The following is a 25,582-nucleotide window of genomic DNA, read 5'->3' as shown; positions in this document are numbered from 1 at the left end:
TTATTTAAAGGTTTTAGGCTTATAAAATTTTAATGCAAACAATAAAATGACCGCATAGCATAGAATAGGAAGGAGATAAGCATGGGCAATATCTTTTTCTGCAATCTTACCCATTAGCGGGGGGAAAACAGCTCCTCCAAACATCGCCATAACCAGAAATGATGAAGCTTGCTGGACCTTTGATCCCAACCTTTTAAGACCAAGACTGAAAATGGTAGGATACATTACACTCAGGAACAGGTTGAGTAAAATAAGGCTTATAAATGAAGCCCAGCCGAAACTTTGGGAAATAATCAGGCAAAGAACAATATTACATGCTGTAAATATAGCCAGCAGTTTATTGGGTGCAATGAATCTCATCAGGAAAGTGCCGATAAACCTTCCAATCATCATCATGGCCATACTCAAAGAAAAATAATAGGAGGCTTGTATTTCAGGAAGATGCATTTTTTCTACCCCATAATTGATAAAATAAGCCCATGTTCCCCCTTGTGCAGCAATATTAAAAAACTGTGCAATGACAGCAAATATAAAATGTCTCTGTTTATAGAGAGGCGCATGAGGATCTGAAACATATTCATCTTCACCTTTTTCATTTTCTGAAATCAGGATGTCTTCTGCATGAGGATCTTTGAGATCTGGTACTCTGATGAAACTGAAAATAATAGTAATCATCAAAATCACAATACCAATCCATGTATAAAGGTTTTTTACAGAATCCAGAGAATCTGATCCTGAATCTGGAGTTCCAAAAATAAAATATCCACCCAAAAGAGGACCAATGATAGCTCCTAAACCATTAAAAGACTGAGCAAAATTCACTCTCTGATCACTCGTCCTTTCATCACCCAAAGCAGCTACAAAAGGATGGGCCACGGTTTCAAGCGTTGCCATTCCCATGGCAAGCACAAAAAGAGCTAATCTGAAAAAATCAAATGAAGAAGCATCAGCTGCCGGAATAAACAAAAAAGCTCCCAAGGCAAAAAGTGAAAGCCCTAATATGACACCGGATTTATAGCCAAATCTTTTCATGAAAACACCTGCCGGAATGCCCATAAGTGCATACGCACCAAAGATGGAAAGCTGTACGAGTCCTGATTTTGATTTTGAGATGTGAAGAACATTCTGGAAATGCTTATTAAGCACATCACCCATTGTAAGCGCAATAGCCCAGAAAAAGAATAAAGAGATAACAAAAGACAGGACAATATAATATTTCTTATCTGTAAATTTTGGAGTAGTCATAGTATCTGTTTTAAGAAGTTTTATAGCAGTTATTTTCTCTGAATGTTCTAAATTCTTCATAGGTGTAATCCGGGCATGCTCCTGATTTTGAAGTGATAAAAGCACCTAATGATGTAGCTTGCTTCATAATCTCTTCCGGCGATCTTCCCTGAATCCTTTTAGACAGAAATCCTGCAAGAAAAGAATCTCCACTTCCTACCGTGTCTGCTATCTCAATATGAACTGCCGGAAAATTATAGGAGGTACTGCCTACAAAATATCTGGCACCTTTACTCCCTTTGGTAAGAATGATTTCATTCAGGTTAAAATAATCCTGAAGATGTCTGATACTTGTATCTTCATCAATATAATCTACGCCGAGAAAGTCCAGAATTGTTCTAAGTTCTGCCTTATTCATTTTAACAAGATCAGCTTTGTGCAATAGTTTCTTAATGAATTCAAAATCAATGAATGGAGGGCGGAAATTAACGTCAAATATCCTGAATTTTGAATGTTCCAAAAGTTCCAGTAACGTTTTTTTGGAGGCTTCATTTCTGGCGATTAAACTTCCAAAAACAAATGCATTAGAGTTATGAATCAACTCTTTATGTTCCGGAAGAGCCTCTATGTAATCCCATGCTACTTCCTTTACAATTTCATATTGAGCCTCTCCATGCTCATCAAAATCAGCAAGTACAGTTCCTGTAGGCCTTTCCTTATCTACCTGTATAAAATCTGTTGTTATTCCCCATTGATCAATTTGATTGAGAAGCTGATGGCCTAATTGATCATTTCCGATCCTACTGAGCATTTTTGTATCAATTCCCATTTTGAAGAGATTGTAAGCTACATTAAATGGGGCACCACCAGCTCTGGAACCGGAGGGGAAGATATCCCATAGAACCTCCCCAAAGCATACGACATAGTAAGTTTTATTTGTATTCATGTTTGGTTAAACGTTTAAGTTAATTTATAAAAAATATTTGATTGTAAATTTGGTTATTTTAAGGATGCTTTAGAGATCAGCTTTGCTGATAATGTAATCCTTTTTCCTGTTTCTATATAATTGTTGATCTGCCCATCCAGTAGCTTAATAGCCTCTTCAGCCATTTCTTTGATAGGCTGTTGAATATAGGTGATCTCAGTTGGGAAAAGGTCATAGGCATCAGTTTCATCAAATGCTACTACAGATACTTGTTCAGGAACTTTTATATTATTTTTAACAAGATAGGAAAGACCTGCAACTGCAAGTTTATTACTGGAGAAATAGAGAGCTGTATTTTCCGGTGTTTTTTCCAGCATCTTTTGCAACTGCAAATGCACTTCTTCTGCTATATTTTCTAATCCTACCAAAAGATAATGTACTTCAACTGGTTTTTCTGAATATTTTACCGCTTTTTCAAAACCGTGCTGACGGTCCAGCAGGTGTGGAAGTTCAGTTTTGTAACCTACATATATTATTTTATTAAAATTCTTACTGATCAGTAAGCTGGTTGTACGCTCTGCTATTTCCTGATTATCAATCGTAATCCCAGGAAGGGTAACCCCTTTAAGATATCTGTCAATAGTTACAATTGGGTATTTAATATTGATAAGGCTTTCAAGTATTTTTTCTGAACCGGATACCGGAGCAACGATCATCCCGTCCACTTGTTGTTGGGAAAAAAGCTCTGTAAGTTTTTTAAATTTTTCTGCATTTTCATCAGAACTGCCAATGATGAGAGTATAGCCTAGTTTTAAGGCTCTATCTTCCAGGCTTCTTGCCATGTTTGAATAGAACTCATTGGAAATATCTGCAACGATAAGTCCCAGAAGCTTCGTTTTATTGGTTTTAAGGCTTTTTGCTATCTTATTGGGAGTATACTTAATCGTTTCAGCGATTTCAAAAATTTTTTTTCGCGTCTCCTCACTGATACGCTGTCCTTCCTTTCTGTTGAGAACATAAGATACTGTGGCTACGGAAACTCCTGCCAATGTAGCAATATCTTTTATAGAAGGTCTTTTCATTTAATTGTTTAAGGCACAAAAGTATTTCATAAAATAGTAAAAAAACAATAGCAATATTTTTTTTGTGGTTTAAGAAAATAATGTAATTTCGCAGATTTTTTATTTTTAATTTAAAGTACTGTTATTTAATTATTTATAATAAATCAGTTATTTTAATGTTAACAAATCGTTACGTCATAATAGAGTTGCTATTAAATTTGGTTAAACGTTTATTCATTATTTTTTAATTATATTTTTATAGGATTTTCATACTATTAAAAACTTTTACATTATTAAATGTATAATCTCAAGAAGATTTTTTAATCATCGTTATTACTACTGCTTCTTATTTTTCTGTCCAAACCGAAATACTTTAGAGTTGCCTCTTTCTAGCTGTGTTAATAGAATTTATTCCTCAAGGAATAAACAATTCTTAATGCGTATTTAATTGGGCATTAAAAAACTTCTAATTTTTTAAAATATATATTAGTTTATTAATATACTAATTATTTGTTATTGGAGTATGAGGTTATATTTATTTTTAGTCTGTCTTTTTTATAGAGGGTTTTGTTTTAATTTATTGTATTGCAGTATATTGTGTTTTGTTTTTGTTTGTTTTATATTTTGTAAAGTATTTAAATGATCCGGTAGGATTTCAATATTTTATAAATAAAAAGAAAATAAAGTACATTTATATCTCTTAATTGGTATATTTGTATACTAAATTATTTGACTTGAATTTTGATCTAGTAGGTAACCTGACCCATTCTGAGCAAATGCTATTCATAGTCATACTTTCTAAATTGGATCAATTTCATGATTCTTTTTATTGTATGAATTAGGAAACCATAGATCTGTTAGATATTGCATATGAAAAGTTGAAATGATTAAGTAGTAAAAGTGCTATAAAACTATTAAATAAGTAATAATGAATACTGGAAACTTAGGAAAAAGAATTGCAGTAATAGGTGCTGGGTTTTCCGGACTTTCTGCTGCTGCTTATGCTGCGAAATCCGGAAATGAGGTACATGTATTTGAGAAGCACCATCAGCCTGGCGGACGGGCAAGACAATTTAAAACAGATGAAGGGTATGTTTTTGATATGGGGCCAAGCTGGTATTGGATGCCTGATATTATAGAAAGTTTTTTCGCTGATTTTGGTTATAAAGCATCTGATTTTTTTAATCTTATTTCCTTGGATCCTCAGTTTGATATGGTTTTTTCAAAAGAAAAGGTTTCGGTTCCTGAGAAAAATGAAGACATACGTGACTTATTTGAGAAAATAGAACCCGGAGCAGGCAGCCAGTATGATAAATTTATGAAAGCTGCCCAATTTAAATATGAGGTAGGAATGAAAGATTTTGTAACAAAACCATGTTACAACTGGCTTGAATTTGCTTCTTTAAAAATAGCAGGCAGTGCGCTGAAGCTTGATCTTTTAAGTAATTTCAGAAAATATGTTTCAAATTATTTTACTGATCCGAAACTCAGATTCCTGATGGAATTTCCGGTTATATTTCTTGGAGCATCCCCACAGCATATTCCTGCTCTTTACAGTCTTATGAATTACGGAGGTTATGTTTTGGGAACAAAATACCCAATGGGAGGGTTTTATCAGCTTGTTCTCGCCATGAAGGAAGTGGCGGAAAGACAAGGGGTAACCTTTCATTTTAATCATGATGTACAAAAAATAAATATAGAAAACGGGAAAGTGGCTTCAATAACAATAGATGGTAAAAATTATGAATTTGATGCAGTAATTGCTTCATCGGATTATCATCATACAGAAACATTAATCCCGGAGTCACTCAGAAATTATAATGATGCCTATTGGGAAACAAGAACCTTTGCTCCTTCTTGTCTTATCTATTATCTGGGGATAAAAGGAAAAATTCCCCATTTAAAGCACCATACCCTGTTTTTTGAAAACGAACTTGATGATCATATAGACTGTATTTATAAAAATAAGAAATGGCCCTCTGAACCGCTTTTTTATTCATGCTGTCCTTCCAAAACAGATCCGGATGTAGCTCCTGAAGGTTGTGAAAATCTTTTTTTACTGTTGCCTCTTGCGCCTGGAATACATGATGAGGAATCTGTAAGAGAAAAATATCTTAAGGAAATGCTTTGTAGAATTGAAAAGCATACCGGTGAACCCAATCTTTTTTCCAGAATTGAATATAAGAGAAGTTATTGTGTAAGCGATTTTATTTCAGATTATAATGCTTATCAGGGTAATGCGTACGGATTGTCCAATACTTTATCCCAGACAGCGGTCTTAAAACCCAAAATAAGAAATAGAAAGATCGGGAATCTTTTCTATACAGGACAGTTAACGGTTCCGGGGCCAGGAGTTCCTCCATCGGTAATTTCAGGGAAAATTGTGGCGGCTGAAGTTAATAAACTAAAAATAAAATAATATGAAAAAACTGTTTGATGAATTGTCTTACGAAGTGAGTAAGTACACTACACAAAAATACAGTACCAGTTTTTCATTAGGAATATTGGCACTCAAGCCCTCGATCAGACCGGCTATTTATGCTGTTTATGGTTATGTGCGTCTTGCAGATGAAATTGTAGACAGTTTCCATGGCTATGATAAAGAGAAACTTCTGAAGAGATTAAAGTCGGAAACCTACGAGGCACTGGAAGATGGTATTTCTCTTAATCCGATTTTACATTCCTTTCAGGAAACTGTTCACCAGTATGATATCGATAAGCAGCTGATCAATCAGTTTTTACACAGCATGGAAATGGATCTTCAAAAATTAGATTATAATTCCGCTTTGTATAACGTGTATATCTATGGTTCAGCAGAAGTGGTTGGTTTGATGTGTTTGCAAATATTTACAGATGGAAATAAACAGCAGTTTGAGGAGCTTAAACCATTTGCAATGAAACTTGGTTCTGCTTTTCAGAAAGTTAATTTTTTGCGGGATCTGAAAGATGACTATCAGATTTTAGGACGAACCTATTTCCCATCCATGAATATGTCAGTCTTTGATAATACATTAAAAGCCCTGATTGAAAAGGAAATTGAAGAAGAGTTTAAAGAAGCATTACAGGGAATTAAAAAACTGCCGGGTTCTTCCATTTTTGGAGTATACCTGGCATATAGATATTATCTTTCTCTGTTTGAAAAAATAAAAAAAACAAGTTCCCAGAATATCTTGCAGCAAAGAATCAGAATTGCCAATTCACAAAAGTTATTGGTTGCATTCAAAAGCTATATCCGTTATAAATCCGCTTATTTTTGATCGCTGGGTTCTGTGTTTTAAGAATGATTTTTTAATGATAAATAAAATAAATGATGTACAGATTATACAGAGAGCAACAGCTCAATTGTAATATTGAAAAGGCATGGGATTTTTTTTCATCCCCTCATAATTTATCGGAAATAACCCCTGAAAGCATGAATTTTGTCGTTCTTTCAGATGTTCAGGATGAGCCTATTTTTAAAGGAATGGAAATAGATTATACAGTTTCTCCTGTACTGGGAATTCCGATGAGGTGGAAGACTGTCATCAGCCAGGTAGAAGATTATAAAAGTTTTACGGATTTTCAGAAAGAAGGTCCGTACAAGCACTGGAATCATTTTCATGAATTTATTCCTAATGAGAATGGAGTGCTCATGAAAGATACTGTAGATTATGAACTTCCGATGGGTATTTTAGGTAAAATAGCGCATCAGTTATTCGTAAAACAAAAGCTCAAAAGTATTTTCGATTTCAGATACAGAGTGTTGAATGATTTGTTTAACAATAAGCATAATTAAAAATGAATTTTCTGATCGTTTTGGGTGTGTTTATTTCCATGGAGGGTGCTACATGGCTTATCCACCGATATATTATGCATGGCTTTCTGTGGGGGCTGCATCGGGATCATCATGATCATAGCCATTACGGGAAACTTGAAAGAAATGATTTGTTTTTTTTCATTTTTGCAAGCCCGGCTATTGCTTTATTATACCTTGGAGTAAAACAGCAATTCAGTTATTGGTTTTTCATTGGTCTGGGAATAAGTCTTTACGGAATGGCTTATTTCTTTGTACATGATATTTTTATTCATCAAAGAGCAAAGGTTTTTACCAAAACAAAGAACCCATATTTCCTTGCGATCAGACGTGCTCATAAACAGCATCACAGACATCTGGGGAAAGAAGATGGAGAATGCTTTGGCTTTCTGTGGGTTCCTTTTAAATATTTTAAAATGTATTTCAATAAAAAATGATGTCTTATACTTACATACTGATTAATTTTTTCACTGTCATTATCTGCTTTTTGGCATCTTTTGACGGAAGAATACAGTTTAATAAACTTTTTGGGAAATTTTTGCTGTCATCAACCATCGTGGCAATTCCTTTTATTATCTGGGATATCTGGTTTACTGCAAAAGGAGTCTGGTGGTTTGATCTCAAATATACCTTAGGATTTAAAATAGCAGGGCTTCCTATTGAAGAATGGCTGTTTTTTTACTGCATACCTTTCGCCTGTGTTTTTACGTACTACTGTCTGGAAAAGTTTTTTAATCTTGATTGGGCAGGCATTTTAAATAATCTCATTGTATTTACAGCGGTTATTGTTCTTTGTGTCTTTGGGCTTCTTTATTATGAGAGAATATACACTTTGCTTACAGTAATTGTAACGATAATCACCCTTTGTTATTTGCATTTTATCGTCCAAAAAGAATGGATAGCAAAGGCTAGTTTTGTATATATGGTTTTAATGCCTGGTTTTTTTGCAGTGAATGGGATTCTTACAGGATCTTTAATTCCTTCGCCTGTTGTGAATTATAATCCTGGAGACTTTTTAGGCGTTAGAATGGGGACTATACCAGTTGAAGATGCCGTTTACGGTTACAGCCAGTTTTTATTAAATATTTATTTCTTTAAAAAAATAACTAAAAATGAAAAATAGAATAATTCTTATTGTATTAATCAGTTTCGGGCTATTAAATAATTTGGCCTCTTGTTCTTCTATGCCTGAAAAAGCACAGCCTGTCAATCAGTTTGATGTCAACAGGTATTTAGGTACATGGTACGAAATAGCAAGATTTGACTATCGTTTTGAAAAAGATCTTGATAATGCAATGGCTCAATATAGTCTTAATGCTGACGGAAGTGTAAAAGTTGTCAACAGCGGATATAATTTTAAAAAGGAAAAATGGGTTTCTGTAGATGGTACAGCTAAATTTAGAGGAGACAAGAATACTGCAGCTCTGAAAGTGAGTTTTTTCGGACCTTTTTATGCCGGATATAACGTAGTGGCACTGGAAGATTATAAATATGCATTGGTGGCCGGGAAAAATTTAGACTATCTGTGGATTCTTTCACGTGAGAAAACGCTTCCGGATAATGTAAAACAGCTTTTTATCTCTAAAGCTCAGGAGATTGGTTATGATACATCGAAACTTATATGGGTAAAACAGGATAAAAAAAGTCCGTTCAATAAATAAACAACTTAAAATCGATACATATGCTTAAAATACAGGCACGATCAAAAATACCTACAGATTATGGGATATTCACTGTATATGCATTTTCAGAGAGTGAAGAAGACTGGACTCCCCACTTGGTTTTGGTGGCAGAAAATACAGACTTTTCCAGAACTGTAAATGTACGTTTTCATTCGGAATGTATTACTGGAGAAGTTTTTCATTCAAAAAAATGTGAATGCGGGCAACAGCTGGATGTTGCTATGAAATATATGTCGGAAAATGGTGGAGTTATCATCTATCTCAGACAGGAAGGAAGAAATATTGGAATTATTAATAAGCTTAAGGCTTATGCGCTTCAGGAAAAGGGGTTAGATACTGTTGAGGCCAATTTGAAGCTGGGGCTTCCGGCAGATGGAAGAAACTTTGATATAGCAGTTGAAATGCTGAATATTCTAAAGATCAGAGAGATCAATCTATTAACCAATAATCCGGATAAGATCAAATCTATAGAGAATAGTGAAATCATTCTCAATAGCAGAATTCCTCTGGAAATTGCTTCTAATGAAGTGAATGAAAGTTATCTCATTAAAAAAAAGGATTACTTCGGTCATTTCTTGGAAAAACTTTAGGCTAGTAGATTCAAATTTAATTTTAATATTTTTTTAACACAATAATTATTTTTTAGGCATGAAGATTGTTTATTTATATACCAATTACTAAAATATTATATTATGAATAATTCAGATTACAACAAAGCGGAAAATGCAGTAGATCAAACAAAAAACTCTTTAAAAAATGCGGCTGATGAGGCAAAATGGAAAATCAATGAGTTAGCAGACAAAGCTAAAGATTATATCAATGAAAAAAGAGATAATGATGAGGAAGCAACTCAGGAAGACTGGTTAGATAGAGTGAAGTCAAACTTTTCCGATGCGTGGGAAGATATCAAAGATAAGGCTGATGAAGCTTGGGAAAGTACCAAAGATGCTGCGGAAGATGTGAAAGCAGAATGGAGAAAGAAAACCAATTAATGTTAGTTTAATAAATGCCCGGAACTTTTAGTTCCGGGCATTTATTATTTCAGCTAAATATTTAGTTTATTTATATCTTAATTTAAGGTTGTTTCCATACTCATTCTTTTTTACCCGTATTTCATCTCTGGAATTTATATGATATAAATATTGGTTTATTAATATTCTTTTTTGTTTGTTTATTAGTATATTTGTATTTTATTTTAAAAATCAAATATCTAATTTTTTAAACAGATAAAATCATGAATAGGGTGAATGTTTTTTGGTTCAGAAGAGATCTTAGGCTGGATGATAATACAGGGCTTCATCATGCACTTAATTCAGGATTAAAGGTTATTCCGGTTTTTATTTTTGATACTGATATACTGAACCAGCTTCAGAATAAAAATGACAAAAGAGTAGATTATATTCATCAGGCCTTACAGCAGATTCATAAAGAGCTGAAAAAACATAACAGTGGGCTTTATGTTTATTATGGTACTCCAATTGCGGTCTTTAAGAAAATAATTCAGGATTTTAATATTGATACCGTTTTTAGCAACAGGGATTATGAGCCAAAAGCCATACAACGGGACAGGCAGGTGGCTGATTTGCTGTTGAAGCATCATATTCAATTTAAAAATTTTAAGGATCAGGTTATTTTTGAAAAAAATAATATCTTGAAAAATGATCTTTCTCCCTATACTGTTTTTACCCCATACTCAAAGAAATGGAAGGAAAATTTGAAAAATATAGAAACGGTTACCACAAACTGTGCTCATTTTGCAAATTATAGCGGGTCTTCGGAAATTATTTCATTAAAAGAAATTGGATTTGAGAAAACAGATCTTGAATTTGCAATACCGGAACTGGACCATAGTATAATAGATTCTTACGGTAAGTACCGGGATTTCCCTGCATTGGATCATACTAGTCATCTTGGGACTGCACTTCGTTTTGGAACCATTTCGATCCGGAAATGTGTACAATATGCAGTTAAGCATAATGAAGTATGGCTTAATGAACTTATCTGGAGAGAATTTTTCATGCAGATTTTGTATCATTTTCCAAGTGTTGTTCATCAGTGCTTTAAAAAGAAATATGAAAATATTGCTTGGAGGAATAATGAAAAAGAATTTAAGGAGTGGTGTGAAGGTAAAACCGGATATCCAATTGTAGATGCCGGAATGAGGCAGCTCAATGAAACCGGATTTATGCACAACAGGGTAAGAATGATCACGGCAAGTTTTCTTACTAAACATCTGCTTATTGATTGGAGATGGGGAGAGGCTTATTTTGCCGAAAAGCTGCTGGACTACGATTTGGCTGCCAATAATGGAAACTGGCAATGGGCTGCAGGTTGTGGTTGTGATGCTGCGCCTTATTTCAGGATATTCAATCCCTATGAACAAACAAAAAAGTTTGACAAAGATGCTCAATATATCAGAAAGTGGCTTCCGGAAGATTATAGGGAAGAGCCCATCGTGGAACACAAAAAAGCCAGAGAAAGAGCATTAAAGGCTTACAAAGAAGCTTTGGCAGAATAATCTTAGTATAATTATTCACTAATAAATAAATAACATTGGCTAAAAAAGGAATTTTATTGATCAATCTTGGTTCTCCGAGATCTACTGCGGTAGAAGATGTAAAGGAATATCTGGATGAATTTTTGATGGATGAAAGGGTAATTGACTATCGTTGGATCTTTCGGGCACTTCTTGTTCAGGGAATTATCCTGAAAACAAGACCTGCTAAATCTGCCGAAGCCTATAAAACGGTATGGACTGATGAGGGTTCGCCATTGATCGTTATTACGGAAAAGATTCGCAAAAAGCTTCAAAAACTGATGGATGTGCCTGTGGAAATAGGAATGAGATATGCGGAACCAAGCATTGAAACAGGTATCAGGAATCTTGTTGAAAAAGGAGTCACAGAAATTGTACTGTTTCCTCTTTATCCACAATATGCAATGAGCACCACTGAAACTGTTATTGAAAAAGCAGAAGAGATCAGAAAGAAAAAATTCCAAGGTGTAAGAATCAACTACGTACAACCTTTTTATAACCGGGATCTGTATACGGACTGTCTGGCGGAAAGTATCAGAGAGAAGCTTCCAGAAAATTTTGATGCTTTATTATTTTCTTACCATGGCGTTCCTGAACGGCATATTTACAAAACAGATCCAACAAAGACGTGTAATATGAACGATTGCTGTTATAAAGACACGAATCCCAGTCATTCATTTTGTTATCGACACCAGTGTTTTAGTACTACCGATAGGGTTGCCAGAAAGCTTGAATTGCCCAAAGATAAAATAATTGTTTCTTTTCAGTCCAGATTAGGAAAAGACAAATGGATAGAGCCTTATACGGACCATACCTTGGAAACTATTCCACAAAAAGGAATTAAAAATCTTGCGATTGTTTGTCCGGCGTTTGTTTCAGACTGTCTGGAAACTCTGGAAGAAATCTCTGTTGAAGGAAAAGAGCAGTTTCTGGAAGCTGGTGGTGAAACTTTCACCTATATACCTTGTCTGAATGATGAGGATCGTTGGATTGAAGTCGTTCGTATATTGTGTGAAGAGCAGCTTAATCAATTCTATTTACTATAGTTTTGATCATATATTGCGTAACTCTTTAAAGAATTAGGTATTTTTGTAAACTATTTAACGGATATGAATTATACACTTATTAAAGATTTTATAGACTTACTACAGGAGTTTGAAGCCGAGGTTCAGGTTTGTCCTGATTTGTATCCGGGAACGATTCAAGGTTTTAAAGCATGGATTTCTGATAAGGATAATAGTAAGCCGGAAAATCATTCTGAAGAACCTTATTGGGATGGGAAAGAAAATGGAAGAACCCCGGAAAGTGCTATAAGTACATTGCTTGTTCATCTTAACCGATATGCGAAAACATACTCAAAATCTGCAATCTCAGATTCAGAATTCTCTACCCAGGAAGACTTTATTTATTTGATTAATCTGAAAGCTTTTGGTGAGATGAGTAAGATGGCACTTATCAAAAAAAACATTCATGATAAACCCGTGGGTATGCTTATTATTGGCAGACTGCTACGCCAGGGACTTATTGAACAAACAGATTCTGATTTGGATAAACGCAGTAAGTTAATCCGTATTACTGAAAGAGGATTATTGATCCTGGAAAATCAAATGGAAAAGATTCGTCAGGCAACCAATATCGTAGCCGGAAATCTCAATTATCATGAAAAGATGGAACTTATCCGTATTTTAAATAAACTGGATCGCTTTCATTACCCTATTTTTTCACGAAATATTAATGCTGATCAGCTCATCAATACAGTGTATAATGAGTATACATTTAAGGATTCTTAGTGTTTACTTTAAAATTTAATGGGTAATCAAATATTTCAATTCATTTAGTGATACTGCTGTAGTATTGCAAAATGTAGGGGATATTTAAAAATTTAGTCAAGTCCTCATAAAGGTATTCAGAACTGTGTCTTTTTGGTCACTTTTAACCCCTTTTCAGTTTTTTTTTTATTCATCTGAGGTTGGGATTCTCTCAGAAAATTGAGGGTGTTCAGTATTGTGAACATCAAAAGTTATGTCTCTAGGTTCATCTGTTTGAGTATATCGCCAAAACCAATGCTTTTCTCCATTTGTAATGGTGTAATCAATCCATAATAAAAGCTTTTCCTCGTATTTATTCCAAATTACGAAGTAGTAACCGCTTTCAGTCGGTTTTTCTGTTGTAAAATTTAATTCTCCAAAGAACATAAGTATGTTATTTTTGTTGTTTTCTAGTCATCCACTGGGCTGCTTTTAGCTTAGCGGGTGATAATTTTATTTCTATTTTTCTTAATTTGGATTTTTATATTTGGGTGTAAGAGATAGTTCTATATACTTTTCTCGACTCATTTAATGTAAATATAAGAACATAAATCAGAAAATCTATTTTGCTCCATTATAAACAAAAGCAAAGTCTACCCTGATTTCACACAAGGTAGACTCATATTGAGATAAGTAGATTTCTTATTTTGGATATACTGTTCCGATAAATTGTTTGTCTGTTGCAGATAAAACGGTATTGTTACCCACACTGAATCCGTTTGTGGTTAGCGTTGAGCTGATGCTATAATGCATAATAGATTGGGTGTCATAAGCGCTATATTGTGTTTGTGAAGTTGAATACTTTGCAAAAAGGTTATTGTCTACCTGAGCTTGAGTCCAGTAATTTGGAGCACCTGCATAATAGGCATATACTTTTGGCTTATCCCACGGAATAGCTGCTAAAGGATGCTGATGCTCATGAATCATCCCAAGAGCATGGCCAAATTCATGAATGACTGTTCTGCTGAATTCGGTGTCACTTGTGGTATCGGTAAACCAGCCGAAGTTCATGGTTTCTTTATTGGATGCTATACTAAGAGCATCTTTTCCTATATATGAATAAGATCCGGCACCAGAGGTAAATGTTACACGAATCTGCGGTGTTCCGCTGGTAACAAAATTAAAAGTAATATTGGCATATTTGGACCATTCCTTAGCGTATTGTATCACCTTGTTGCGAACGTAAGTGCTACCTCCGTAAAGACCTACCGTGATAACACTCCCATTTGTCCATTTTTTATTGGTAATAACTGCTCCCCTTGAAGTTGTTCCGGGAATATGATCCTCTCCGGGAAGATAAACATCTTTACACATTTGTGTGTTTTCGAAACCTGCGGGAATATCTGCTTTTGGAATGGTTTGTAGTGCTGAAAGCGATTGTTGGTCTTGTGGTATTTTTTCATCCACATTATCATTGGTAGTATTACATGATACTATAGCCATTGAAATAAATGATCCTAATAAAATTTTCTTGTGTAATTCCATAATGTTGGTGTTTTATGTTGATTAATTTTTTTTAATGAGTAAGAAAATAGATAATCCATTATGTGTGAATTAAAACTATAATAAAAATTAATTCTCTTCCTTTTTTTCTTTTGTAAATTACGATTAGGGTATATCTACACAGGTACTACATTAACTTAATTGCCTTTCTATAAAGGGATTTCATACGTGTAGAGTTATATAATTTCAATCTTATACTGTCTCATATTTGCATTATTGTATTGTATATTAAATAAAATTAAGCGTATTATGAGTACGAATTTCGCTAAATAATTTCATTTTAGTTAAGTTTTGTTTATGAAAAATCAAAATTAAGTGATTTAAGTGCGTAGTTGTTTTTGAGGAAAAGGCGAAATGAAAAGATGAATCTTGAGTTTTACTGATAATGATAATAAGATTTCAATTGAAGAAATAAATTTCTGTATTTTAATTATAGTTTAGTATTTTAGTAAATATATTCGATATCGTTTATTCAGCGTGTTTAGCTGTATTCTTAATCATAACACTCTTAAAGGTTTTTGAATATTACAGTTTTATTTTAAATAAGGAAATTATGCTTCAGGTTGGATGTCATGAAGAGCAAATACATCTTTGCGGAAAAATCCAGTATTTTGGTTATCTATTTGTTTTTGAAAATGATATATGTATTGCAGCCAGCAGTAACGCGGTTGAAATTACAGAGCTTTCCTTTGATAAAATATTGGGGATTACAATAGGTCAATTGCTGAATTTGATTGTTGATGACGGCAGATTTATGATCCCTGAAATAGAGAAACATACATCTGTCCCACTTAAAAGGTTTACAGAGCGTATTTCTATTCATAATCAAGAATACTATATCTGTATTTATCAATATGATAAAAAAATATTTTTTGAAATTGAAGTTTGTAATGATTATGTGGTAAAATTTACAGATTTAAATAATTATGCAAAGGAACTTGAGCGTAGTGAAGACGGTTGGCAGACACTGACCGGTCTGATCAAAGAAATAACGGGTTTTGACCGTGCAATGGTTTATCAATTCCTTGAGGACAATAGCGGACAGGTAATTGCAGAATCAAAAAATGAAGAACTATCCTCTTTCTTGTCATTTCGATATCCTGAATTTGATATCCCTATACAGGCTCGCGAGCTGTATGCAAGGTTTCCTGCCCGTAATGTTTCGAATGTAGATGGGCGAATATTTGATATTCTTGGAGTTTCTCCTGATAAACTAGATTTGAGCTATTGTAGCCTTAGAGCTTTTTCGCCTATACATCTGCAGTATCTTCGTAATACAAATACCTATGCCAGCGCTAGCTTTTCAATCATAATTGAAGAAAAACTTTGGGGATTGGTTACCTGTCAAAATATAAAGCCTAAACATGTTGATCTTGAACAGAGAAACTTATGTGCTTTCTTGGCGCAGTATGCTGCAAACTGTCACCTTTTGGAGAATCAAAAAGAATTGATTACTGCCCATAAGATCATGGCAGCTGTTGAAAGGGATCTTAAAGCCGAACTTTTACTACAGTATGATTTTGAGGGTGTTCTAAAAAAATATGCCCCAAAAATCATGGATATTGTTGCGGCTGACGGTATTGTTCTGAAGTATAATGGTGAGTTGAGCCGTATAGGGGAGGCTCCCGATAAAAATGGAATAAAAATAATAGATGATTCTCTTTTAAATAAAGAAGAGGAAGGTTTTTTCTCTACAAACCAATTTAATTACCTTCAATCAGGATATGAGGATGATACTTACTTTCCTGGTGTGATTCGGATCAGTTTACTTCCTGGAAATAAATGGTTTCTCTACCTTTTTCGAAAAGAAAATATTGTTGAGGAAATATGGGCCGGAAAGCCAGAAAAATTTTTTATAACACCTGAAGGAAGCCAGGTTTCTTATCCTAGTCCACGAACATCTTTTGAAAGCTGGAAAAAAATGACCAAAGGGGCGGCTACAAACTGGAAAATAAGAGAACTCGCATTTCTTGAAAAAATAGCATACGTTATCCGACAGGCAATTACCCAAAGAGCTGGGGAGATCTTCAAATTGAACAGAGAACTTATCCGTGCAAATAGTGCGTTAGATACCTTTGGGTATATACTCACTCATGATCTTAAAAATCCTCTGGCGATGATTAATTTGTCAGCAGATATGATTCTTAACCGCGAAGAAGACAAAAGCAAATTGTTCAATAGGCTGGCAACTAATATTCTTAATTCAACTCGGCTTATGACCGAGATGATGGATAAGGTTTATGAACTTTCACAGTCTACTTACATCCATTTTGAGCTTGAAATGATTAATCCGGAAAGAAAAATAATGGATATTTTGGAGAACACAAAGAAACAATATGAAAGTGAAAATCTTAAATTTATTCTTGGGGAAACAATAGCAATTCCGGGTGAAAGAACACTCCTTTATCAAATGTTTTTAAATCTTATTGGTAATGCTGTTAAATATAGCTCTCAAGAAGAATACCCTCTTGTAGAGGTTAAAAGCTATAGAAAAGGTTTATCGGTTATCTATGAAATTCGAGATAACGGTATTGGTATTGATTTGAGTCATGGGGCCAATATCTTTGAAATTTTTAGACGAATGCCTAATACTGTAGGATTTGAAGGGGCAGGGATTGGATTATCCATTGTGAAAAGAATAGCAGATCGTTTAGGAGCTAAGATCTTCGTTGAGAGTAAGATGAATATAGGAACTTGTTTTTTTATTGAATTTACCAACGTTCCTCTATAATAAAGGCTTTTAATGCTTTTTGAACGTTAGGGATTTAAAATTTTAGTTTTCACTATGATGAATATATTGTTATAAAATTAATCAGGAATAGGATTCATGAAAAATAGCCCAATTAATCTAATAATCAGAGTGTAGCAGAAATAAAAATAGAGTAGAATTGAAAAAAAGACACGAGCGTTGAGCCCGTGCCATAGAATTTAATTACCGAAAATATTAATTCAGATTATAATTAGCAATAACTAAGCTCAAAATGAAATGAACATAATTCTGCTCAGCCTCTTTTCTATTGATCAGTTTATTTTTATACTCATAAGAACTCAAAACCCTCGTTAGTTTTTGATAGGTTTCAAAATCATCTCCCTTAATCTTCACCCTGATGTTATTGTCCTTTCTTTTAATGAGCTCATTGTCTATAGTTCTTACTTTAAATAAAACTTCACACAGTGTTGGACGAGACTTCATAGACCCAATAAATCTTTCAACAACATTAATCTTAAATGCATCAAATAGGATGTTGTGAAAAACAATTTTAGAGTTAGGCTCTTGAGTATTGAGCTCAAGCTTATAATTCATTATTTTAAATTTTGGTAAATATAGGCTTAATTATAACAAATAACAGCGTATTTTAATAGAAGGTTCCCATCATAATGATTGAATTTTATTCAATACATCATAAATAAGGCATTGAGAAAATATAGTTTTTGTTGATAATTAATTGAAATATAGGATTCTAATTCAACTAAGAGAGCGATTTTAAATGAAGACTTAAAATGTTATATGAAATAATAATTTTTCAGTTAAATATAGTTCAGGATATGAAGATAGTATGATCTATAAGCTAACTGTATAAGAAAAGCGCTCTAATTGAGCGCTTTTTTTGTATTTAAAATTATTTATTGTTTTGTTAGAATAATAGTTTTTGGTAAAGCTTCTGGAATTTGGGTGTTGTAATATGGACATTCGTTTGTTATCATGTTACTTCCATAGTTAAGTTTCCAATTAAGTTGTGTCTTGGATGAATCTGTGAAATTAATAGCTATACCACCTGTAATATCACATAGGTCAGAATCAATATATGATAGAGAGTATTTATCACCATATTTTCTAAAGCTAACACCTTTTATTTTTGAATTATCATCTGTGAAATTAGTATTATCAAAAATTACATTTCCATTTGAATTTATCACTTTAAACTTTCCAACTAAATAATCTCTATAACGATTAAATTTAGGATCATATTTATGAGTAAGCTTTGTAAAAGTTATAAAAATGGTTTTATTATTCCAATTTCCTTTCCAAGTACCCTCATAAAAGGGAAGTTCATTGTTAGTATCTTTCTCATAAGAATTAGCATCAAGGCTAATTTCTGTTGGTCTAAGTGAGTAAATTTGTTGTGCATTGTAAAAAGTACCAACAAAAAAGCATATAATAAAAAATATATTTTTCATAATTATTGAAATTAATTTTAACAAGGGGTTGGCTTAGCAGGCTTGTCTTTTCCATCATAATTTAGTTTTGAGGGAGTGCCTGTTTCTTTTTCACTTTTATATATATCTAACCCATCGACTTTTACAACTTGTTCTAAAAACTGTGTAAATAACTCTTCTATTTTTGTAGGATTATTAAGTTCTTCCTGAGTTAGACGTTCAAATGTATCAACATACCATGAATTCCAATTACCTAACGAATTTGAATTCATTCCTGTATTTCCATTACCAGAATACTTGAGAATATAATTTCCTTGAGAAGTAATAACCATTGCATATGCATCCGTTATTGATCCTTTTGATTTTGCATTACCTACACATGTAGTCAAGAATGTTGAAACATCCATCGGTGAAAATATTTTCACGACTCCTTGTTTATCCAAATGAGTATGCATAAAACCAAAATATTTATTTCCTTCTGGCATTTTCACATTACCTTTGTCTGTATTGGCCAAAGTTTCATAATTTGTTTTTGGCTGACCATAAGCAGATGCAAACCCTGATTCTTTATCCTTATCAAACTTATCCTTAGTATCTAAGTCTTTTACTTTGTCCTTAAATTCAGTACTTTGGTTTTGTTCTTTCATTTTCTCACAAGGATTCTGAGTCTGTGGCGTGTATGGATTGCCACCACCTCCACCATTTCCTCCAAAATCCCCGTTTCCGCCTCCCATGTCATGTCCGGGATTACCAAGGCCACCGTTTCCACCCCATCCGTCATACATATTCAATTTTACAGGTCTTGTTACAATAATAATAACTTCTCCCACATCAATTGGATTGTTGCTATTTCGGGAAATCGTCTTGGAGTCATAATAGTCTTGAAATTTATTAATAAGATAAAGAACATCAGAATTTGTGTTTTGGTGAACATCAAAATAGAGATAATCTCTCTCTCCATTTACCACTCCGGCTATTACAGCCACTACTTTTCCATCCTTGAGCATAGGGAAAAATAGAAGTTTCCTATTGTCTCCCTCATCTCCTCCTATATCTTGAGAAGATACGCTAAGATCCACTGTTCCATACTTGTTTTCAAGTTCTGTTTTCTTTTCGGGATACTTCTCAAAGTAAGCCAACATTGAGTTTCCAAAGGGTATTGCATAATTACTGGAACCTGCATTCTTTGAAAGACTTTTTTCCTTTTCAAAGCGTTCAAAAAACGAGATTTTTTCCTTTTGGGTTTGTTCTGTACCTGTTAGCATCTCATCTGTCCTGCATGAATTAAGGGAAACAGATAATGTGGAGAGCAATAAAAGCCCATAGACTAAATTTTTCTTCATAAGCATTTGTGTGTTTGTAAATATAATAATTAATTCTATTTGATGTGATTTTTTATCACGTGATAAAAGTAAATTAATTTTTAATAATCATATTACGGGAATCCGTAAGGAAATAAAAATTAAAAATGCACTCGATTGAGTGCATTTTTAATATGGTTTAAATGGTCTTTAAACACTCTTTAAAATGTTTTGAATTTTTCAGTTGAATGTCGGTAGACATAGCGATTATTTTTTTTTACTTTTCGTTTCGCCGATTATGTAAATGTGAAGTAGGAAGTAACACAATTTTTTCCTCCTTTTATTTTTGTATAAAAAAAAGACTTTCGGAATAAATCGAAAGTCTCTTTTTTTTGTTTTTTTGAATGAAAAATTAATCTTCCATAGCCTCACCAGCTTTTCTGTAGATAAAGTTTCCATAAATGTGTCTTCTTGCAAAACGGCTTGGTGAATCTGCATTAACCATTTTTATATAAGTATTTCTTGGTACACCTATATATTCATACATTTTTCCATTCAAATGCTGAATGTTCAAAATCTGTTTTTCAAAATAGAAATCATGAATATTAGACTTCGTTATGGTTTCAGTATATTCTTCCTTATATTTTTCCTGTGTTTCCTGGTTGATGCTAACCAAAAAATGATAGGCTTCAATTACAGCCTTGCTTTTTTCTTCAGCTTCCAGTTTTCCAGTTTCATCATTAACAAATTTATCAGGATGCGAATCTTTCATCGTATTTCTGTAAATTACTTTTAGTTCTTTTAAAGTTACATTTTTGTCAACCCCAAGAAGCTTTCTGTGCTCACCAACTCTTTTCATAATTTGAATCCCTATTTTCGGGGTGCAAAATTAAGTAAATTAATTCTAAAAATCATAACTTATTCATTATTAATTTATTTGAAACCCCAAAAGCAGGTTGTAACTTAATTTAAACAGGTTATTCAAGTATTGAACCGTCAGAATATACAATTTTCTGAACATCAAAGTCAAAACTTAGGTCTTCAAGCTTTGCAGCGGCTATTTTTTTATCCTCATTAGAAAACTGGTTATAGTCAAAAGCAGCATCACCCTTAAAAGTAGCGTTACCTGCAATTCTGTCATCTGTAAAGTCCATGCTATAAGAATCTCCAATTTGTTCCCCTAAGGAGTTATAGATCTTGAAGCTAATTTTAGCTGCCTTTATTTCCTTTGTAGATTTATTTTGAATGGCATATTTGAATAAGTTGTAATCATCTAATCTTCCGGCTTCAAAGTTACTCGGAACATATTCTTTATCAAAGATTGTTACGATAAGCGCTTCTTTCATTTTCTGCTTTCTTGCTTCAGCTTCTTTTTTTGCCTTTGCTGCCAAAGCTTCTTCCTCAGTCTTAAATTTTTTGGCTTCATCCAGAATACCCTGATAGGTCTTGTTTTCTAAAGATTCACCTTTCAGCTTAGCTCTTATCAACCATCCGGCAAATAATCCGGCATCTTGTTCGTTCCATTTTTTGCTTTCCCCAATCTCTTTTAGGTCTTCAGCCATGGTAGCTTCATTATATTTTTTGCTTGTTGGGTTTGAGCAGGCAGTTAGAAATACAAGCCCACATAGTACCAAAATTTTTTTCATGATTTAGTTTGTTTAAATTGATTGATAGTTTTTATAATATTTATTAAAGATAAAAATGTAAATATCGTAATGTGTAAACCGAATAATTTGTAATAAATAGTTCGGAAATATAAAGATAGCATCATTAGAAACCTTGTGTTTCTGTTAGTGTTGTATGTTTTTACCTTTTAGTCTCTGAATATTTTATAATTCTTGTAGGTTTTAATTAGAAAAGTCTTTTAACGAGAGGATCATTCAGTTTAGATTTATCTATTTATACAGTGTTTGGCATGTATACTGTGGCAAAAGTTTTACTGGATGATCCTGCACGAAATCTGGAATTCTGAGCAATTACGATTTTAGTATCAACATTTGTGTTGCTATTCCAAGAGCAACACAAATGTTTCTATTTTCCTTAGGTCTGAATGTTGTTGGTTTTAAATGGACAATAACGTCATCAAAATTGGTCATAGTTTTTTTCAATCTAAATAGTGTTTTATATATGTAAAATGGTTTGGTTTGTGCAAATATATAAAATAGGACACTTGTTAGTGTCTAAAATAATTAAAAATTTCATAAACTTGTATAATTGAATGTTTAATCATGGAAAGAAAATCAGCAGCAGGCAGTATCCGAAACAAGGAACGCAGTAAAAAGAAATTCTTGGATGCAGTTGGAAAAATTCTGAAAACCAAGGGTTATGCAGGATTAAAGGTAAATGACATTGCTACTACGGCAGGTGTAGATAAAAAAATGATTTATACATACTTTGGCGGTATGGATGGTCTGATAGATGAGTACATTCGGTCTCAGGATTATTGGATTAATGCAACAACAGATAAAACAGACAAAATTTTACCGGATATAAAAGACGGTGGAGAAGCTTTTATCAAAGAAATGCTACTTTCGCAGTTTGATTATGTATACACCAACAAAGAAGCCCAAAAATTGTTGCTTTGGAGTTTGTCTGAACCTCGAAAGTCATTAAAAAAGCTAATTGATACCCAGGAAGAAAACGGTGAACATATTTTTAAATATATTTTTCATCCTTATTTTAAAGGAAATTCACAGGATTTTCGAGCGATTATGGCAATCATGGTTTCCGGGCTTTATTATCTGAATATGTTTGCTTCTGTGAATGGCAGTATCTTTTGTGGCCTGGATATGAATAGTCCCGAAGGGCGTGAGAGAGTTAAAAGGGCGATCTCCTTTATGGTAGAACAGACCTATGAGAATCTTAATTCTCAAGAAGATTGAGGACAAAACTTCTATTTTTAAATAAAAACAGCATCATTAGAAATCTAGTGATGCTGTTACTTTTAGTGTTTTTACCTTAGTGTTTCGAAATTCTTTACATTTTTTTTCACCCAGATCGTTTTTGAAAATATATAGAATGGTTCTTAGTTGATGCAAATATACAAAATAAGACACTAACTAGTGTTTAAAATGATTAAATTTTCTTAAACTTGTAGGATTGAATGTTTAACCATGGAGAGAAAGTCAACAGCAGGCAGTATTCGGAATACGGAACGTAGTAAAAAAAAATTCTTGTATGCCGTTGGAAAAATTCTTAAAACGAAAGGACATGCAGGTCTAAAAGTCAATGATATCGCTTCTACAGCCGGGGTTGATAAAAAAATGATCTATACTTATTTTGGCGGTATGGATGGCCTGGTGGATGAATATATCCGTTCAAACGATTACTGGAGTAAGATCACTACTGAAGAAATTGAAAAGATGAAGCCAAAGATAGATGATGGAGGGAGATCATTCATGGAGGAAATGTTACACTCACAGTTTGATTATATATATAAAAACAAAGAGGCGCAAAAATTATTGCTCTGGAGGTTATCCGAATCTCGAAAATCATTAAAAAAACTCACAGACAAACAGGAAGAAAACGGAGAATACATATTTAAATTAATGATGGATCCTTATTTTAAGGAAAATTCAAAGGACTTTCGGGCGATTATGGCAATAGTAGTTTCGGGTCTTTACTATCTGAATTTAAGATCTTCTGTGAACGGCAATATTTTTTGTGGTGTAGATCTCACTTCTACTGATGGACGGGATAACATCAAAAGAGCAGTATCTTTTTTAATAGGGCAGGCCTATGATAATTTGTAATGCTAATAATTTCAATAGTTAGTAAACGTCTCTTCTTGTGCCAACAATCAGAATGAATCCTTTTTTTAAATAAAAACAGCATCATTAGAGTTCTAGTGATGCTGATACATTTAGTGCTTTTACCTTAGTATTCGAAATTTTTTTTTCTCAACCTAGTGTTAAAAATATATAGAATGGTTTTTAGTTTGTGCAAATATATAAAATAAGACACTATAAAGTGTCTAAAATTATAAAAATTTTCTAACGTTTTATAATTGAGCCATTAATCAAGGAGATGAAATGAGTACTAGTTGGCTTTTGCAAAGAAAATGGATACTTTAAGAAATCTGAAAATAAAGATTATCTGCATTGATTGTATATGAAATCCAAAAACTAATAAAAATTAAAAAAAACAGTAAGTGGTATGCTTATTTTTAACCTATCATCTATCAACATTAATAGTCAAAAAAGCAGAGGTAAAACCTTGTGTACTTTGCTCCACATAAAAATGGCAAATGCTTATTAATGGAAATTATACCGAGGGAAGCATTTCGGTTTATCCGGTTTCAGAGAATGGGTTTGTTTTGAAAAAATACCTGGAAAATCTTAAGTAATAAGATATCCAAAATAAAAAAGCAGAGATTAATTCTCTGCTTTTTCTTTTTTTACGGCTTGGTGCATCACAAGAATAATCCCGAGGAGTAAACATGCGATAATGAGATAACGCCAGGAAAGATCTTTTTGCTCTGTCACTGTTCCGCTTATGGAAATAATAAAGCTGGTTATTGAAGTAATTACATACACCAATCCGCCCATTAAACCACCTGCTGTTCCTGCATTTTTAGGGAAGTATAGCATACTTGTGGTGAAAAATGAGGTAAATAAAATTCCGGAGCAGATATGAATAAAAAAGGCAAAAGGAATCATAATGAAAAGACTTTCTGCAAAGTAACTGGTGATAATTAAACCTGCAATCAGAATCAATTGAAGCAAAATTGGCTGTAGAATTCTCGGTTTAAAATCCAATGTAAGCCTGCGTTTTCCAATAAAGCCACCAATCATCCATGAGAATCCCAGGATTAGGGTGCAATATCCTATCACTACAGGAGTAAAATGAAAGGTATTTTCAATAATAAACGGTCCGGTAATATTAAACAGCATCACAATCGAATAGCTTAATCCTAAGATGAAAATTCCCAACATAAAGATTCTGTTTTTAAGCATCATCTTGTACAGGCTGATATTTTCTGAAAGGTCCAGTTTCTTTTTCTGTGGAAGACTTTCTCCACTAAAGAACCATTCAAAAAGGAATAAAAATCCCGCATAAAAGGCCAGGAAATAGAAGTTAGCATGCCAGTTGAATAGCTTTTCAAGATAGCCTCCAAGAAAAGGAGCCAGAATAGGGCCGCAGGACCACACAATGGTAAAATAACTTAGATAATGCTTTACCTTTTCTGAGTCATAAAGATCTACAAAAATAGCACGGGTAGCTACCACAAGAACAGAAACAGCAGCTCCTTGAAGAATACGGAGCAGGCATATTAAAAAAATACTGTTAGTCATGGTGATTAAAATACTACTCAGTATCAAAATAAATAAGGCAATCAGCTTAGGACGGTAGCGTCCAATGCTGTCCAAAATTCCACCTACAAATAATTGGGAAATCCCATAGCTCAGCAGGTAAGATGTTAAAGTAATCTGGATATCTTTTTCCGAAACCATCATCTCCTTAGCCATGGAAGGAAAAGAGGGCAGGTAAATATCCGTGACAAACCCCGAAAGAGGAATAGACACAAAGGCCATAATGGTAATTAATCTGATGCGTTGTTCAGATGCTTCTCTCAACATATTCATTCTTTT

25 protein-coding genes are annotated in these 25,582 nt (G+C 33.5%); 14 read left to right on the top strand and 11 right to left on the bottom strand.

Annotated elements, in window-relative coordinates:
- Genes fucP through EG359_RS04915 form a run of 3 tightly spaced genes read right to left on the bottom strand, consistent with a single transcriptional unit; the run spans position 1 to position 3,231 of the window.
- Positions 1 to 1,305 carry an L-fucose:H+ symporter permease gene (gene fucP, locus EG359_RS04925; protein ID WP_228434877.1) on the bottom strand — a complete coding sequence of 435 codons (1,305 nt, stop codon included), beginning with the start codon at positions 1,303 to 1,305 and terminating at the stop codon, positions 1 to 3.
- The gene (locus tag EG359_RS04920; RefSeq protein ID WP_076351401.1) at positions 1,256 to 2,170 is read right to left on the bottom strand and encodes a carbohydrate kinase family protein; all 915 of its coding nucleotides are present in this window, start codon (positions 2,168 to 2,170) and stop codon (positions 1,256 to 1,258) included. The genes fucP and EG359_RS04920 overlap by 50 nt, the downstream gene beginning before the upstream one ends.
- Positions 2,171 to 2,223: 53 nt before the next feature.
- Positions 2,224 to 3,231 carry a LacI family DNA-binding transcriptional regulator gene (locus EG359_RS04915; RefSeq protein ID WP_076351403.1) on the bottom strand — a complete coding sequence of 336 codons (1,008 nt, stop codon included), beginning with the start codon at positions 3,229 to 3,231 and terminating at the stop codon, positions 2,224 to 2,226.
- A 907-nt stretch (positions 3,232 to 4,138) separates the two neighbouring features.
- Here EG359_RS04915 and EG359_RS04910 point away from each other — a divergent pair.
- The 11 genes from EG359_RS04910 (at position 4,139) to EG359_RS04860 (ending at position 13,011) form a co-directional block, all read left to right on the top strand.
- A complete protein-coding gene (locus tag EG359_RS04910; protein ID WP_076351405.1) occupies positions 4,139 to 5,629 on the top strand; it encodes a phytoene desaturase family protein in 1,491 nt (496 codons plus the stop codon).
- 1 nt (position 5,630) lies between these two features.
- Positions 5,631 to 6,467, top strand: coding sequence for a phytoene/squalene synthase family protein (locus EG359_RS04905; RefSeq protein WP_076351407.1), 837 nt, complete (start codon positions 5,631 to 5,633; stop codon positions 6,465 to 6,467).
- 50 nt (positions 6,468 to 6,517) lie between these two features.
- Complete coding sequence (locus EG359_RS04900) at positions 6,518 to 6,985, top strand: SRPBCC family protein (RefSeq protein WP_076351409.1); 468 nt, start codon at positions 6,518 to 6,520, stop codon at positions 6,983 to 6,985.
- Between the two features lie 2 nt (positions 6,986 to 6,987).
- Complete coding sequence (locus tag EG359_RS04895; protein WP_076351411.1) at positions 6,988 to 7,440, top strand: sterol desaturase family protein; 453 nt, start codon at positions 6,988 to 6,990, stop codon at positions 7,438 to 7,440.
- Positions 7,437 to 8,126, top strand: a complete 690-nt coding sequence (locus tag EG359_RS04890; RefSeq protein WP_076351413.1) for a lycopene cyclase domain-containing protein — start codon at positions 7,437 to 7,439, stop codon at positions 8,124 to 8,126. The genes EG359_RS04895 and EG359_RS04890 overlap by 4 nt, the downstream gene beginning before the upstream one ends.
- On the top strand, positions 8,116 to 8,664 hold the full coding sequence (locus tag EG359_RS04885; protein ID WP_076351415.1) for a lipocalin family protein: 549 nt from the start codon (positions 8,116 to 8,118) through the stop codon (positions 8,662 to 8,664). The genes EG359_RS04890 and EG359_RS04885 overlap by 11 nt, the downstream gene beginning before the upstream one ends.
- A 20-nt stretch (positions 8,665 to 8,684) precedes the next feature.
- Positions 8,685 to 9,275 carry a GTP cyclohydrolase II gene (ribA, locus tag EG359_RS04880; protein WP_076351417.1) on the top strand — a complete coding sequence of 197 codons (591 nt, stop codon included), beginning with the start codon at positions 8,685 to 8,687 and terminating at the stop codon, positions 9,273 to 9,275.
- 102 nt (positions 9,276 to 9,377) lie between these two features.
- Positions 9,378 to 9,677 carry a hypothetical protein gene (locus EG359_RS04875; protein WP_084180273.1) on the top strand — a complete coding sequence of 100 codons (300 nt, stop codon included), beginning with the start codon at positions 9,378 to 9,380 and terminating at the stop codon, positions 9,675 to 9,677.
- 242 nt (positions 9,678 to 9,919) lie between these two features.
- Positions 9,920 to 11,203 carry a cryptochrome/photolyase family protein gene (locus tag EG359_RS04870; protein ID WP_228434879.1) on the top strand — a complete coding sequence of 428 codons (1,284 nt, stop codon included), beginning with the start codon at positions 9,920 to 9,922 and terminating at the stop codon, positions 11,201 to 11,203.
- Positions 11,204 to 11,238: 35 nt separating this feature from the next.
- Positions 11,239 to 12,267, top strand: a complete 1,029-nt coding sequence (hemH, locus tag EG359_RS04865) for a ferrochelatase (protein ID WP_076351421.1) — start codon at positions 11,239 to 11,241, stop codon at positions 12,265 to 12,267.
- Positions 12,268 to 12,330: 63 nt separating this feature from the next.
- Entirely contained in the window at positions 12,331 to 13,011 is a 681-nt protein-coding gene (locus EG359_RS04860) for a MarR family winged helix-turn-helix transcriptional regulator (RefSeq protein ID WP_076351423.1), read from the top strand.
- Between the two features lie 165 nt (positions 13,012 to 13,176).
- Here the strand turns inward: EG359_RS04860 and EG359_RS04855 are convergent, their stop codons facing one another.
- Together EG359_RS04855 and EG359_RS04850 are read right to left on the bottom strand one after the other, a co-directional pair.
- Positions 13,177 to 13,416: a hypothetical protein gene (locus EG359_RS04855; RefSeq protein WP_076351425.1), complete on the bottom strand. Its 240-nt coding sequence runs from the start codon at positions 13,414 to 13,416 to the stop codon at positions 13,177 to 13,179.
- Between the two features lie 255 nt (positions 13,417 to 13,671).
- Positions 13,672 to 14,514 carry a M12 family metallopeptidase gene (locus EG359_RS04850; protein WP_076351427.1) on the bottom strand — a complete coding sequence of 281 codons (843 nt, stop codon included), beginning with the start codon at positions 14,512 to 14,514 and terminating at the stop codon, positions 13,672 to 13,674.
- A gap of 571 nt (positions 14,515 to 15,085) precedes the next feature.
- Between EG359_RS04850 and EG359_RS04845 the strand changes: the two genes are divergently transcribed.
- Entirely contained in the window at positions 15,086 to 17,263 is a 2,178-nt protein-coding gene (locus tag EG359_RS04845) for an ATP-binding protein (protein ID WP_076351429.1), read from the top strand.
- A 213-nt stretch (positions 17,264 to 17,476) separates the two neighbouring features.
- Here EG359_RS04845 and EG359_RS04840 read toward each other — a convergent pair whose 3' ends face one another.
- The 5 genes from EG359_RS04840 to EG359_RS04815 all read right to left on the bottom strand — a co-directional run bounded on the left by EG359_RS04840 (position 17,477) and on the right by EG359_RS04815 (position 21,637).
- A complete protein-coding gene (locus EG359_RS04840; protein WP_076351431.1) occupies positions 17,477 to 17,836 on the bottom strand; it encodes a prevent-host-death protein in 360 nt (119 codons plus the stop codon).
- A gap of 320 nt (positions 17,837 to 18,156) precedes the next feature.
- Positions 18,157 to 18,711: a DUF6705 family protein gene (locus EG359_RS04835; protein WP_076351433.1), complete on the bottom strand. Its 555-nt coding sequence runs from the start codon at positions 18,709 to 18,711 to the stop codon at positions 18,157 to 18,159.
- Positions 18,712 to 18,728: 17 nt separating this feature from the next.
- On the bottom strand, positions 18,729 to 20,033 hold the full coding sequence (locus EG359_RS22365) for a hypothetical protein (protein ID WP_076351435.1): 1,305 nt from the start codon (positions 20,031 to 20,033) through the stop codon (positions 18,729 to 18,731).
- A 370-nt stretch (positions 20,034 to 20,403) separates the two neighbouring features.
- Positions 20,404 to 20,850, bottom strand: coding sequence for a KTSC domain-containing protein (locus EG359_RS04820; protein WP_076351437.1), 447 nt, complete (start codon positions 20,848 to 20,850; stop codon positions 20,404 to 20,406).
- A 118-nt stretch (positions 20,851 to 20,968) separates the two neighbouring features.
- Positions 20,969 to 21,637, bottom strand: a complete 669-nt coding sequence (locus EG359_RS04815; RefSeq protein WP_076351439.1) for a hypothetical protein — start codon at positions 21,635 to 21,637, stop codon at positions 20,969 to 20,971.
- A 582-nt stretch (positions 21,638 to 22,219) separates the two neighbouring features.
- Between EG359_RS04815 and EG359_RS04810 the strand changes: the two genes are divergently transcribed.
- Both EG359_RS04810 and EG359_RS04805 read left to right on the top strand, forming a co-directional pair.
- A complete protein-coding gene (locus EG359_RS04810) occupies positions 22,220 to 22,873 on the top strand; it encodes a TetR/AcrR family transcriptional regulator (RefSeq protein WP_076351441.1) in 654 nt (217 codons plus the stop codon).
- A gap of 231 nt (positions 22,874 to 23,104) precedes the next feature.
- Positions 23,105 to 23,743 (top strand): TetR/AcrR family transcriptional regulator, encoded by a 639-nt coding sequence (locus EG359_RS04805; protein ID WP_076351443.1) that lies wholly within the window; start codon positions 23,105 to 23,107, stop codon positions 23,741 to 23,743.
- A 621-nt stretch (positions 23,744 to 24,364) separates the two neighbouring features.
- Here the strand turns inward: EG359_RS04805 and EG359_RS04800 are convergent.
- Entirely contained in the window at positions 24,365 to 25,570 is a 1,206-nt protein-coding gene (locus EG359_RS04800; RefSeq protein ID WP_076351445.1) for an MFS transporter, read from the bottom strand.
- Between the last annotated feature and the right edge of the window lie 12 nt (positions 25,571 to 25,582).

The sequence above is a fragment of the Chryseobacterium joostei genome (assembly GCF_003815775.1).
Classification (GTDB): domain Bacteria; phylum Bacteroidota; class Bacteroidia; order Flavobacteriales; family Weeksellaceae; genus Chryseobacterium; species Chryseobacterium joostei.
The sequence above is the reverse complement of the archived record's forward strand: the minus strand, read 5'-3'. Positions and strand labels throughout refer to the sequence as shown.